Genomic DNA, 12,210 nt, shown 5'->3' on the forward strand with positions numbered 1-12,210 from the left:
CCCGCCGCGTTTCGTCGATGATCTCAGGGGATCGCGTAATCGCGATCCCGTCCATCACATCATCCCGATGTCGAATACGTTGGGCAGCTGGGTCGCGAGCGGCAGCGCGGCTGCACCGACCAGAGTCGCGACCATCGCGGCCAACGCGCGATCGGCGCGGCGCTTGCCGCGCATCTGACCGGCGATCCATTCCAGAACCTTGGCGTCGATCTTGGTCGCTTTCTTGGGCGCCCAGCCCTCGATGTCGGTCTCCGGCGACAGCGCGACGGTGCGCGGCGGCACCGGCAGGCCGGACTCGGAGGCGGCATGATGGGCGATCGCCTTGGCGAGCAGATCGTCGAATCGTCCGTCGTCGGAGCGCTCGGCCGCGGCCTCATTGATCGCGAACAGCGCCTCGACCTCGGCCCGGCTCACGGGCTGATCCTCGACCGCGGCAGCGGTCAGGATGCGCGCGCACCAGGCAGCGTCGTCGGCATCGAGCGAACGGGAGAAATGGATGCGGCCCTTCGTGGTCGGGCCTTCGCCGGTGATGACGCCGTCGCGCACGATGGTCAGCGCATGGGCGGCGGTCTTGCGGCAGGACGGTTGCAACGCACCGCTGAGAACCTCAGCGGTCTTGGTACTTGGGGCAGACATAGTTGGGGCTTTCAATTCCTATTTCAGGCCAGCTTTTCCATGCGGGCGTAAACGAGTGGTTAATGATTCGAAACTTGCGTTCCGAGATTTTTAGATGGTTGCCATTTGGTCGCTGAGATCGCTGTCACGGTTCAGTCCTATAGCAGCCAGGGCCGGCGTGATGACGGCGAGAAACGGCTTTATCTGGGCATTTCCAAGCTTTTCGCGCCGCAGTGGTTATTTCGCCGCAGGCATCAGGATCAAAACAAGTTGCTTGGAATTCCTCTCATTGGGAGAAGGAATTCACATTTTTCATCAACTGGTTCACTTAGATCCTGCCGCCTCCTATACTGGCACCGCCGCGAAAACGCAAATTCGCGAGTAAATTCAAAAGCATGAGGTAAAATCATGGCACTCCAGATCGGCGCCGTCGCGCCTGACTTCGAAGCTGAGACCACTGAAGGCAAGATCAAGTTCCACGACTGGATCGGCAACGGCTGGGCGCTTTTGTTCTCTCATCCCAAGGACTTCACCCCGGTCTGCACCACCGAGCTCGGTGCGCTGGCCCGCCTCAAGGGCGAATTCGACAAGCGCGGCGTCAAGCTGATGGGCCTGTCGGTCGACCCGGTCGACCGCCATGCCAAATGGGCCGAGGACATCAAGGAGACCCAGGGTGCCGCGCCGAACTATCCGATGATCGGCGACACCGATTACAACGTCTCCAAGCTTTACGACATGCTGCCGGCCTCGACCTCCGGCGACCCCCTCACCCGCACCGCCGCCGACAATTTGACCGTCCGCAACGTGTTCGTGATCGGGCCGGACAAGAAGATCAAGCTGGTGCTGGTCTATCCGATGACCACCGGCCGCAACTTCCAGGAGATCCTGCGCGCGATCGACTCGCTGCAGATGACCGCCAAGCACCGCGTCGCCACCCCCGCCGACTGGAAGCAGGGCGAGGACGTGATCATCGCCGGCTCGGTCAGCGACGACGAGGCCAAGACGATCTACCCGCAGGGCTGGAAGTCGCCGAAGCCCTATATCCGCATCGTGCCGCAGCCGAAGTAACCGGCACGCTGCATCCGGGTGGCCCGCACACAGCCTGTTATCGTCTGGTTCCGCGACGACCTGCGGCTGTCGGATCACCCGGCCTTGCATGAAGCGGCAAGCCGCGGCGCGCCGGTCATCTGTCTTTATGTGCGCGACGAGGAAAGCCGCGCCCTGAAGCCACCGGCCGCACGTCCGCTCGGAGGCGCGGCGCGCTGGTGGCTTGCGCAATCGCTGCGCGCGCTTGGCGAGAGCGTCACCGCGATCGGCGGAAGGCTGGTGCTGCGCAAGGGCCCGGCGGCCGCCGTCATCGCGACATTGGCGCGCGAAACCGATGCGCGCGCCGTGTTCTGGAACGACATCGCGCAGCCGCCGCATCAAGCCGTTGCCAGAGATCTTGAAGCCGCGCTCGCAAATGACGGCATCGCCTCTCAAATTTTCCCCGGCGACCTGCTGGTTGAGCCCAAGGCGATCCGCAACAAAGAGAACCGCGGCTTGCGCGTGTTCACGCCATTCTGGCGGCGCGTCCGGGGACTCGGCGATCCGCCAAAGCCGCTGCCGGCGCCGAAGAAGCTGACCACCGTCAGCGGCATCGCCAGCGAAACCGTCGACGACTGGGCGCTCGAGCCGACGCGGCCCGACTGGGCCGGCGGCCTGCGCGAGACCTGGACGCCGGGCGAGGCCGCGGCGCGGAGCCGGCTGAAGGTGTTTCTCGACGACATCAAGGGCTATGCTGATGACCGCGACCGGCCGGACCGCGAGGGCACCTCGCGCCTCTCGCCGCATCTGCGCTTCGGCGAGATCAGCCCGAGGCAGGTCTGGCACGCAGCGCATTTTGCCGCAGCCGAGCTCCCGCGGCTTGGCGGCGACATCGACAAGTTTCTCAGCGAACTCGGCTGGCGCGAGTTCTGCCGGCATCTCCTGTTCGACGTCCCCGACCTGGCGGAACAGAACCTGCAGGCGCATTTTGACGCCTTCCCGTGGAGGCGCGATGCGAAGGCGCTCAAGGCCTGGCAGCGCGGCCTGACCGGCTACCCGATCGTCGATGCCGGAATGCGCGAACTCTGGCACACCGGCGTGATGCATAACCGGGTGCGGATGGTGGTCGCTTCCTTCCTGGTGAAGCACCTGCTGATCGACTGGCGCGCCGGCGAGCAATGGTTCTGGGATACGCTGGTCGATGCCGATGCCGGCTCGAACCCGGCCAACTGGCAATGGGTCGCCGGCTCCGGCGCCGATGCGGCGCCGTATTTCCGCGTCTTCAATCCGATCCTGCAAGGCGAGAAGTTCGATCCCGATGGTGGCTATGTCAGACGCTGGGTGCCGGAACTCGCGCAACTGCCCGACAAACTGATCTATCAGCCATGGACCGCAACGCCGATCGAACTTGCCAGCGCCGGCGTCGAGCTCGGCAAGAGCTATCCGGAACCGATCGTCGATCACAAGCAAGGCCGCGAGCGCGCGCTGGCCGCCTACGGCAAAATCCGCGGCAAGAATTAGGCACGGCGGTTGACCAGCAGCACCGCCGCCGCACAGGCCGCCATGCCGATGATCGCGACAGTATCGAGCCGTTCGTTGAACAGCACATAGGCCATCAGCGCGGTCACCGCCGGCACCAGATAGAACAGGCTCGCGACCGAGGTCGCGGCGTGGTGGCGGATCAGCCAGTACAGCAGTCCGATCGAGCCGATCGACAGCGCGAACACCAGCCAGGCCAGCGCCAGCACGAATTCGCTGGTCCAGTGCACGACATTGGTCTCGAACAGCCAGGCGCCGACGCCGAAGAAGATCGTGACCGCGATGTATTGCACCACATTGCCGGCGCGCCAGTCGATCTGGTTGCAGTAGCGGCGCTGATAGAGCGTGCCGAGCGTGATTGATATCAGCGAGACCACGGAGGCGAGCCAGCCCCAGCCCGCTTCGCCGGTCATCGGACGGTCGTGCAGGATCAGCGCAACGCCGGCGAGCCCGAGCACCAGCCCGCCCCATTGCAGCCGCGTGACGCGTTCCCCTAACCAACGGTTGGCGATGGTCGAGGTCAGGATCGGCTGCAGGCCCGGGATCAGCGCCGACAGGCCGGCAGGTATCGAATGCGCGATCGCGATCGCGGTGCCGCCGAGATAGATGCCATGCACCAGGATGCCGGCAACCGCGCTGTGCAACAGTCCAATGCGGTCCGGCCATTTCGGGCGCGCGATCGCGGCGATGACCGCCATCACCACGACCACGATCGCCATCCGGATCGCCAGATAGGTCAGCGGCTCGGCGTTGTTGATGACGTATTTGGTGCCGATGAAGCCCGTGCTCCACAGCACGACAAAGATCGCCGGCGCCAGGCGAGCGGCAGTTTCCTCGAAGCTCTTGTTCATTGCCGGCCGTCATTGCCTGAAGATGAGGCAGCCGGCAATTGGGAAGTTTTTGCGAGGCGGCTGCATTTTGCACGGTGTCATCACCGCGCATGCGGGTGATCCAGTATTCCAGAGACAGTCGTGCTTGAGCCGATGGGCCGCGGCGTACTGGGTCGCCCGGTTAAACCGGGCGATGACAGGTGTGGATGAGGATACAGCTTCGCCATCTCGCGACATGATTTGCCCGAGCTTTGCTTGTCGTTCCGCCCTCTCGCTTTGTAGAGGGCGCAGGGAAAGCCGGGTGCCGATTGCACCCATGGGTCCCGTGCAACAAAAAGCACGGGAGTAGGACCACAGGTGTAACCGGGAACAACCCGGCTTTCCCTGCGCGATGGGTTACGGCTTATACGTGCTCGCCCCGGCGAGACTGGGCTTTTGTGTCACCGCGCTCGACAAGACGCTTACGCGCCTTGCGAGGGACATCTGCCACTAGGACGTCAGGCCTGCACGATTTCGCCGTCCGCTTTGCGCGCGCTTCGTCTTTCGCGCGCTCGGCGTCCACCGCATCTCACCGCAACACTAATGACGACCGCGAAGCGCCCCTCGATCGGGTGAGACGGCAACATTAGACATCTGAGTTGGGGTCTGCGTCAAGAGAAAATTCGGAAATTAAGAATATACTCCGGAGCGCATGAATCTGACGCATTGCCCGCCGCATCGGAATGGCGAATCGCGATCCAATCTCGGCGCAACATCACCGGTACGAAAATGCCGCGCCGATTTATTGCATCGATCACGGCGATTTGTCTTCAACGATGCCATGCAGATTTACCCGGCGCGACGTCCCGATCGCGCGGATAGTCTCGCGCGACGCGGCGGTCGACTCAGGACTCGGCAGCGACGATTTTGAGAAACTGGCGCCCCGGCGATCCGCCGCTGGCGCTCACCAAAGCCAGGCACAACAAAAGCCGGTCAAGAAGAACAATGGATCAAGTGGCATTGGTCGTGGTGCGCGCTGTCGAGAGCGGCGCGACAACGACAAGAAGCGTTATCGATGCGACCGGGCTGTCGCGCCTCAAGGTCGAGCGCGCGTTGGGCGCGCTGGAGAAGCAGAAGCTGCTCTTCCGCCGGCAAAACGGCGTGTGGGCCCTCGGCATTCCCGTAACGCCGACGGTACGGCAGTGTGGGACATGCACACTGTGCTGCAAGGTGCTCGAAATCACCGATCTCGATAAGCCGGTCAACACCGCCTGCAAACACATTCTGACCGGCGGCGGGTGCGAGATCTACGACCACCGGCCGGGTCAATGCCGGGGATTTAGCTGCGCCTGGCTGCAAGGCCATCTCGACGACGACTGGTTTCCCGAGACGGCCGGCATGGTTCCGCATTATGGCCTCGACGCGTTGAACATTCAGGTCGACCTCGACAACCCCAACCGCTGGCGAGAGGAACCCTATTTCAGCAGGCTCTCCGAATTGTCGCTCAAGGGACTCAGGGTCAGCGAGGGACGTCCCTTCGCCACCCTCGTCATCGTCGGCGACGACAGATATTTGCTGCTTGGCCGCACCATCGTCCCCGATCCCACGCTGTTCGGCACCGCCTTCGTTGCGATCACCCGGGACACGTTTCGCTACTGGAAGGCCCGCTCGCTGGAGCATCTGCAGCGGCTGAACGAGCGCGTGATGGAGATCCAGCGCATCCAGCAGGAATTCGGCTCCTGCGCGATCCCCGACGACGACGATCCTCACCCGCCCTATCGGCCGGCCCTGCTCGCATTGTCGCGGGAGATGGGTGCCTTGCCGACAGCTTAGGCGTCGTCGATCTCGCCACGCCGCCTGTTCGTGGACATCGTCGCGGCGGTGCCGCGCACTAACCGACCGCGAACCGCGCCAGCGCCGCGCGATCGATCTCGATGCCGAGACCGGGTCCGTCCGGCACGCGCACCAGGCCGCCGGCGTGCTCGATCGGCTGGCGCAGCACAGCCTGGCGGATCGGGTGCTCGGTGCGGTCGAACTCCAGGATCGGTGCTGCCGGTGCAAGCGACGGCGGCGTGTGCGGCGGCAGCACCGCGAGCCAATGCAGCGAGGCCGCGATCGCGATGCCGGTGCCCCAGACATGTGGATTGATGCGGACGCCGAAGGCCTCCGCCATGTCGGCGATCTTCTTGCATTCGCTGAGGCCGCCGGTGGCGCAGATGTCGGGCTGAATGATGTCGATCGCGCGCGATGCCAGCAGGTCGCGGAATCCCAGGCGCGTATACTCGCATTCACCACCGGCGATCGGGATGGTCAGCGCCGCGCGAACCGCGCGATAGCCGGCGACATCCTCCGGCGGCACCGGCTCCTCGAACCAGCCGATGTCATGCGGCTCGATCATCCGGCCGAGACGGATGGCGGCGACCGCATCATAGGCGTGATTGGCGTCGACCATCAGCGCGACGTCGGGCCCGATCGCAGCACGCACCGCCGCCGTCACCGCGGCATCCTCCGTGATGCCGAAGCCGACCTTGAGCTTCACCGCCCGGAACCCTTCCGCGACATAGCCTGCCGCCTCCTCCGGGAGATAGCGCAGCGGATCGCCTGACTTCCGCCGGTACAGCCCGGTCGCATAGGCCTGCACCTCGGTCCGCTCGGCGCCCCCGAGCAACCGGTGCACCGGCACGCCAAAATGCTTGCCCTTGAGGTCCCACAGCGCGATGTCGATGCCGCTCAGGCCCTCGATCACGACGCCCTTCTGGCCGTGATCGCGCAGCCGGCTGTAGACCTGCCGCCAGATCACGTCGGTGCGCAGCGGATCCTCGCCGATCAGCCAGGGCGCGATGCCGTCGACCACCGTGGCCGTGATCCGTGCAGGCCCGTAACACTCGCCCCACCCGACCAGCCCGTCCGATGTCTCGATCTCGACCAGCATCGCCGTGCGCGTGTCATACCAGGCCCGCGAATAGGCAAAGGGCTGCGACAGCTTCGCTTCGAGAATGTGGGTGCGAATGGCCTTGATGGTCATCTTGTCGTTCCGCCCTGCCTGAGATCGTTGATCGCAAGTTCTTTATTCTCAAAGTGGCTTCATTCCGTCGCGAAGCTCAAACCAAAACCGGGAGGGATCAACATTTCGCGACGAACCGGATTAGGAACAGCCGCTCGGACCAAACGTTTTCAGCATGTCAGGCCGGAGCATATGCGAGCGGCCCGGCGTTAAGAAGGATACCCCAACAAGGATATACGATGGCTTATGGGTTGTTCGATCGCGACAAGCAAATCGACCACGCCTTTCCAACCGAGAAAGCGGCGTGGGAGCACGCGCTGACATCCGGGCTCGTGCTCGACGTTCCCGTCGCCGACGAGGCGTCGGGCCAGGTGCTGCCTGCGGGCTACCACATGAAGCAGATTTCGGGCGCCGACGAAGAGGTGATCGCTCCGCGTCCGGCGACACGCCACAATTCGGGATGAAGGCATGGTTGAGACTGGAAAGATCTTTCACGTGCGCTGCGTCGACAATACCCTGCAGCGAGACAAGCTCTCGGTGGGCCACGTCTATGAGGTGACGAAGGATCTCCCGCGTGACGGCTATTACGAGCTTGGTGGACTCGGCCGCTTCAGCCGGGCCAGGTTCGAGATCGTGCATCCGACATCGGCCAACGATGACATCAGGGCACGGCAGGTTTATCGATCCAGTAGATGAACGCGTGCGACAGGCGCGAGCAGTTCAGCGGCGCGCCAGGATCACGCCGAGCAGGAATGCGATGCCAAGCGCCGGCAGTGGCGCTTGGCGCGCGAACGCACGGACATGCTCCCTGAGCGGCATCGGCTGCGCAGCTTGATTGAGTTCATTTCGCAATTGATCCGACATGACCTGGATTGCCTGTGAAGCGCGCGCGATCCGCGCCTCGTCGCGGCCGACGGCCACCTGCCCGGCCATCGCGCTATCCGCCGCTCAGATGGTAGGCTGCGGCGAACAAGACGAGCCCGCTGACCAGCAAGGCCGATGCGGCGCCGGCGACGCTGCGCGCCAATTCCGCTTTCGAAAGGTTGGATCTCGACATCGTGGCCTCCCGTGCGCGCGAGCCGGCGCGCTGTGGCGGCCTCGCTCGCTAACGGTGGGACATTCGCATCATGCCGGTGCAACCGTTTGGGTCGGAGTTGGTTCCAATGCGGACACGGCGGTGCTTCGCATGGACCGGTTTCCGAGTGCGGGCGTTGGATCAGGCCGCGGCGACGGCGTAAGCTCACCGCCGGCATGAGAATCGGAGACGCGATGGTGATCCGCTGGGGGCGGCTGCAACCGATCATGTGGGCGGCGATCATCCTGTTCGCGACCGTGACGGCTGCGGATGCGGAAGGCGACAAAGCGGCCAGGCCGTCCGAGTTCATCCTGCTCGCCCAGATCGCGCTCCTGATTGCGGTGGGGCGCGGACTCGGCGAACTGATGCAGCGGATCGGCCAGCCCTCCGTGATCGGCGAGTTGCTCGGCGGCCTGCTGCTCGGCCCTTCCCTGTTCGGCTGGCTGTGGCCGTCAGCGCATGCCTTGGTCTTTCCGGCGTCCGGCGAGCAGAAGGCGCTGGTCGACGGCATCGCACAGTTCGGCATCCTGCTGCTGTTGTTGTTGACGGGCATGGAGACCGACCTCAAGCTGGTGCGCAAGGTCGGCCGCGCCGCGGCGACGATCTCGGTCGCAGGCATTGCGGTGCCATTCGCCTGCGGCTTCGCGCTCGGCGAATTCCTGCCGCAGAGCCTGCTGCCGCATCCGGAAGAGCGGCTGATCGCTTCCCTGTTCCTCGGCACCGCGCTCTCGATTTCCTCGGTGAAGATCGTCGCCGTCGTGGTCCGCGAGATGAACTTCATGCGCCGCAATGTCGGCCAGATCATCGTGGCCTCCGCGATCATCGACGACACTATCGGCTGGATCATCATCGCCGTCATCTTCAGCCTTGCCTCGCGCGGCACGCTCGATCTCGCCTCGATCGCGCAGGCGCTGTTCGGCACGTTGGCCTTCCTCGCCATCAGCTTCACGATCGGCCGGCGGCTCACGTTCCGGCTGATCCGCTGGGCCAACGACAATCTGGTGAGCTCGGCGGCGGTCATCACCGTGATCCTGCTGTTGATGAGCGTGATGGCGATGATCACGCATCTGATCGGCGTCCACACCGTGCTCGGTGCCTTCGTCGCCGGCGTGCTGGTCGGGGAATCCCCGATCCTGACCCGGCAGATCGACGAGCGGCTGCGCGGACTGATCTCGAGCCTGTTCATGCCGGTGTTCTTCGGCCTCGCCGGCCTGACCGCCGACCTCACCGTGCTGAAGGATCCGGCGCTGCTGGCGCTCACCGCCGCGCTGGTGCTGATCGCGAGCATCGGAAAGTTCGGCGGCGCCTTTGTCGGCGGCGCGCTCGGCGGGCTGACGCGGCAGGAATCCTATGCGCTCGCCAGCGGCATGAATGCGCGCGGCTCGACCGAGGTGATCATCGCCACCATCGGCCTGTCGATGGGCGTGCTGAGCCAGACCATGTTCTCGATGATCGTGACCATGGCGATCCTGACCACGATGGCGATGCCGCCGATGCTGCGCGCAGCGCTTGCGAGACTGCCGCTCGGTCCGGACGAGAAAGAGCGGCTGGAGCGCGAGGAATACGAGCAGCGCGGCTTCGTCGCCAATCTGGAGCGGCTGTTGCTCGCGGTCGACGAAAGCACCAATGCAAAATTCGCTGCGCATCTCGCCGGGCTGATTGCGGGCGGCCGCGGCCTGCCGATCACGGTGCTGCATGTCGGCCGGCAGGCCAAGCTTGCCGAGAAGCAGCGCAGCGACGAGGAAAGCCCCGAGGCCGCCGTCATCAACGCGGCCAAGGCCAGCGCCGAGGCCGATGCCGAAGGCGGCAACGGCACCGTCGACGTCATCAGCCGCGCCCGCGACACGACTGCGGCCGAGGCAATCGCCGAGGAAGCCAGGAAGGGTTTCGATCTGCTCGTCGTCGGCATGGACAAGGTCACGGGCTATGATGGCGGTTTCGATCGGCGGATCGACGACGTGACGTCCGGCTTCGACGGCCCGCTGGCGATCGCCGCCGCCAAGGCCGCGCATCTGAAGGAGCCGACGGCGAATGCGCGGAAAATCCTGGTGCCGGTCTCGGGCAGCAATGTCTCACGGCGCGGCGCCGAGGTCGCGATCGCGCTGTCGCGTTTGAGCGCCGAGCCGCTGCAGGTGGTCTATGTCTCGACCACCCGTGACAAGGGCGCGCGCCGCAGCAGTCCCAGCATGTCGCTGGCGCGCGAGGAAGCGATTTTGAAGGACATCGCGGCGACCGCAGCGCGCTACGACGTCAATGTGGCGACGACCCTGCGCGTCAATACCGCGCCGGAGGCTGCCATCCTGCAGGAGATCGCATCGAGCAGCGCCGACCTCGTCGTGCTCGGCGTCGACCGCATCCAGGGCGACAGCCTGAATTTCGGCAGCGTCGCCGCCGCCGTGCTCGGCAAGTCGAAGGCGTCGGTGCTGCTGGTGTCGGATGGGGAAGTCAGGCCGAAGGACTGAGGCTCCGCTTATGCCGTCATGCCCGGCCTTGTGCCGGGCATCCACGTCTTTTCTCGCGGATGCTGAAGACGTGGATGGCCGGGACGAGCCCGGCCATGACGGATAGAGAGAACTGGAGCGTCTTCGCCCTACCACTCGTCCGGGCAGGGATCGACGATCTTCCAGAGATCGGTCCCGTTCTTGATCTTCTTCATCTCGGTGGTGAGCCCGCCATTGCGGCGGATCCAGTCCTTCACCGTATCCGGATAGTAGGACATCAGGTCGGAGGTGCCCTCGAGGCTGGTGACCTTGATGCCGAAGGTGAAGGCCTTGTCGTAATAGGCCTGATGGAAGCCGAGGCTCGCCCGCGGCGTAACGCAGATCTTGTTCATCGGCACGATGCCGAACACCAGGGTGCACGCCGAATTGCAGATGCCGTCGATGATGACGCGCTGGCCGGTCTCCCGGATCTTCTTGTACTTGGCCTTGTACTCCTCGACATAGCCGCCATGGTCGCGCGTAATGTGCAGGTCGGCCCGCGCGGGCGCGGCGGCCAAGACCAGCGACAGGACGAGCGACAGCAGGACGAGGGGCGTGATGCGCATGGACTGTTCGAAACCGGGGGAAGCGGATCCGGGGCGGACCTGACCGCAAGACTCTGGCCGGACTGTGTTGGCAATCCGTTAAGCATCCGCAAAAAGGCAAAATTTGGCACGCTGTGGCTGATTTCCCGCAGCTTTTGGCCCGATTCCGGGTTAAATGGACACCAGGAAGTGGCGAAAATGCCGATTCCAGTCGATGTCCGGAGGCCGCCAATGACCAAGACCAAGCTTTTCGCCGCCATCACCCTGGCGGTGTCCCTGGCCGTTCCGGCCCTCACCCCGGCGACAGCGGCCGATCTCTCGGTCACTCCGCGTCACCACCGGCATCACCACCGCCACGCCCATTGGTGGGGCCTGCCCTACCACATCAGCTATCTCCACAATTATGGCCCCGGCCCCGAAGCCGGCACCTTCGCCTTCTACGACGGCCCATCCACCAACAAGTGCTACCGCGGCTCGGCCGCCTATATCGGCCAGGACCACAGGCGGCATCCCTGCTTCTGAGGCGGGAACGGCCAGCGGACCGCGCGGACGCCGCATCTGGGCGACGCGTCGCGGCTGCTGGCCCTCACCGGCCAAGTCTGGTAATCGACCCCTCACGCGCTCGTAGCTCAGCTGGATAGAGCATCGGATTTCGATTCCGAGGGTCGGGAGTTCGAATCTCTCCGAGCGCGCCATTGAGAGCACCGTCGCGGAACCGGCGGCTCCGCGCCCGGTAGCGATGAAACCATTTTCCCTGCCCACGAAGTCCGTCTGAAACACGGGCTTGCTAACCGTCCCCAAAAGCATAAGGGGAAGTGTCATGGTGGAAGCCACAGTTGCTGCACTGTCGTTCTTCAGCGCCGCCGTCTTTCTCGCTCACGCCTATGATGCGCTGCGGACTCGCTGAGCTGATCGGAAGCGTCTCGAGCGCCGATAGCCAGCCGGTCGCGCATGCCGCAACACAGCGCAGCCGCATGCGCTTCGTACGCAAGAGCAGAGCTGCGCTGCGGCGATGAAGAACTGATCGACGGCGCAAAATGCCGCGAATCCGGCCTGCTCCGAACTGGCGGGACAACCCGGCCTTGCGATATGCTCGGCGCAGCGGCAGGCTGCCTCG

The 12,210-nt window shown here is 64.5% G+C and carries 13 protein-coding genes and 1 tRNA gene; 9 read left to right on the forward strand and 5 right to left on the reverse strand.

The window, feature by feature from the left end; genetic code table 11:
- Positions 1 to 54: 54 nt before the first annotated feature.
- On the reverse strand, positions 55 to 636 hold the full coding sequence (locus IC762_RS21490) for a hypothetical protein (protein ID WP_195784235.1): 582 nt from the start codon (positions 634 to 636) through the stop codon (positions 55 to 57).
- 94 nt (positions 637 to 730) lie between these two features.
- Here IC762_RS21490 and IC762_RS21495 point away from each other — a divergent pair, with 94 nt between their 5' ends.
- The 3 genes from IC762_RS21495 to IC762_RS21505 are packed head-to-tail and all read left to right on the forward strand — an operon-like array spanning position 731 to position 3,162.
- Positions 731 to 1,000 (forward strand): hypothetical protein, encoded by a 270-nt coding sequence (locus IC762_RS21495; protein WP_195784236.1) that lies wholly within the window; start codon positions 731 to 733, stop codon positions 998 to 1,000.
- 23 nt (positions 1,001 to 1,023) lie between these two features.
- Positions 1,024 to 1,683, forward strand: coding sequence for a peroxiredoxin (locus IC762_RS21500; RefSeq protein WP_195784237.1), 660 nt, complete (start codon positions 1,024 to 1,026; stop codon positions 1,681 to 1,683).
- Positions 1,684 to 1,701: 18 nt separating this feature from the next.
- Positions 1,702 to 3,162, forward strand: coding sequence for a cryptochrome/photolyase family protein (locus IC762_RS21505; protein WP_195784238.1), 1,461 nt, complete (start codon positions 1,702 to 1,704; stop codon positions 3,160 to 3,162).
- Here the strand turns inward: IC762_RS21505 and IC762_RS21510 are convergent.
- Positions 3,159 to 4,031, reverse strand: coding sequence for a DMT family transporter (locus tag IC762_RS21510; RefSeq protein WP_195784239.1), 873 nt, complete (start codon positions 4,029 to 4,031; stop codon positions 3,159 to 3,161). The two genes, IC762_RS21505 and IC762_RS21510, sit on opposite strands and share 4 nt — an antisense overlap.
- Positions 4,032 to 4,994: 963 nt before the next feature.
- Between IC762_RS21510 and IC762_RS21515 the strand changes: the two genes are divergently transcribed.
- Positions 4,995 to 5,822 carry a YkgJ family cysteine cluster protein gene (locus tag IC762_RS21515; RefSeq protein ID WP_195790228.1) on the forward strand — a complete coding sequence of 276 codons (828 nt, stop codon included), beginning with the start codon at positions 4,995 to 4,997 and terminating at the stop codon, positions 5,820 to 5,822.
- A 58-nt stretch (positions 5,823 to 5,880) separates the two neighbouring features.
- Here the strand turns inward: IC762_RS21515 and IC762_RS21520 are convergent, their stop codons facing one another.
- Complete coding sequence (locus IC762_RS21520; protein ID WP_195784240.1) at positions 5,881 to 7,014, reverse strand: mandelate racemase/muconate lactonizing enzyme family protein; 1,134 nt, start codon at positions 7,012 to 7,014, stop codon at positions 5,881 to 5,883.
- A gap of 218 nt (positions 7,015 to 7,232) precedes the next feature.
- Here IC762_RS21520 and IC762_RS21525 point away from each other — a divergent pair, with 218 nt between their 5' ends.
- Both IC762_RS21525 and IC762_RS21530 read left to right on the forward strand, forming a co-directional pair.
- Entirely contained in the window at positions 7,233 to 7,457 is a 225-nt protein-coding gene (locus IC762_RS21525; protein ID WP_195784241.1) for a hypothetical protein, read from the forward strand.
- 4 nt (positions 7,458 to 7,461) lie between these two features.
- A complete protein-coding gene (locus IC762_RS21530; protein ID WP_195784242.1) occupies positions 7,462 to 7,689 on the forward strand; it encodes a hypothetical protein in 228 nt (75 codons plus the stop codon).
- A 24-nt stretch (positions 7,690 to 7,713) separates the two neighbouring features.
- Here the strand turns inward: IC762_RS21530 and IC762_RS21535 are convergent, their stop codons facing one another.
- Positions 7,714 to 7,926 (reverse strand): hypothetical protein, encoded by a 213-nt coding sequence (locus tag IC762_RS21535; RefSeq protein ID WP_195784243.1) that lies wholly within the window; start codon positions 7,924 to 7,926, stop codon positions 7,714 to 7,716.
- 336 nt (positions 7,927 to 8,262) lie between these two features.
- On the opposite strand from IC762_RS21535, the gene IC762_RS21540 reads away from it, so the two are divergent.
- On the forward strand, positions 8,263 to 10,530 hold the full coding sequence (locus tag IC762_RS21540; protein ID WP_433995843.1) for a cation:proton antiporter domain-containing protein: 2,268 nt from the start codon (positions 8,263 to 8,265) through the stop codon (positions 10,528 to 10,530).
- 128 nt (positions 10,531 to 10,658) lie between these two features.
- Here the strand turns inward: IC762_RS21540 and IC762_RS21545 are convergent, their stop codons facing one another.
- Complete coding sequence (locus IC762_RS21545) at positions 10,659 to 11,114, reverse strand: hypothetical protein (RefSeq protein ID WP_195784245.1); 456 nt, start codon at positions 11,112 to 11,114, stop codon at positions 10,659 to 10,661.
- Positions 11,115 to 11,324: 210 nt separating this feature from the next.
- Between IC762_RS21545 and IC762_RS21550 the strand changes: the two genes are divergently transcribed.
- On the forward strand, positions 11,325 to 11,615 hold the full coding sequence (locus IC762_RS21550; protein WP_195784246.1) for a hypothetical protein: 291 nt from the start codon (positions 11,325 to 11,327) through the stop codon (positions 11,613 to 11,615).
- A gap of 96 nt (positions 11,616 to 11,711) precedes the next feature.
- Positions 11,712 to 11,788 (forward strand) — tRNA-Arg (locus tag IC762_RS21555).
- Positions 11,789 to 12,210: the final 422 nt, after the last annotated feature.

The organism is Bradyrhizobium genosp. L (assembly GCF_015624485.1).
Classification (GTDB): Bacteria; Pseudomonadota; Alphaproteobacteria; order Rhizobiales; family Xanthobacteraceae; genus Bradyrhizobium.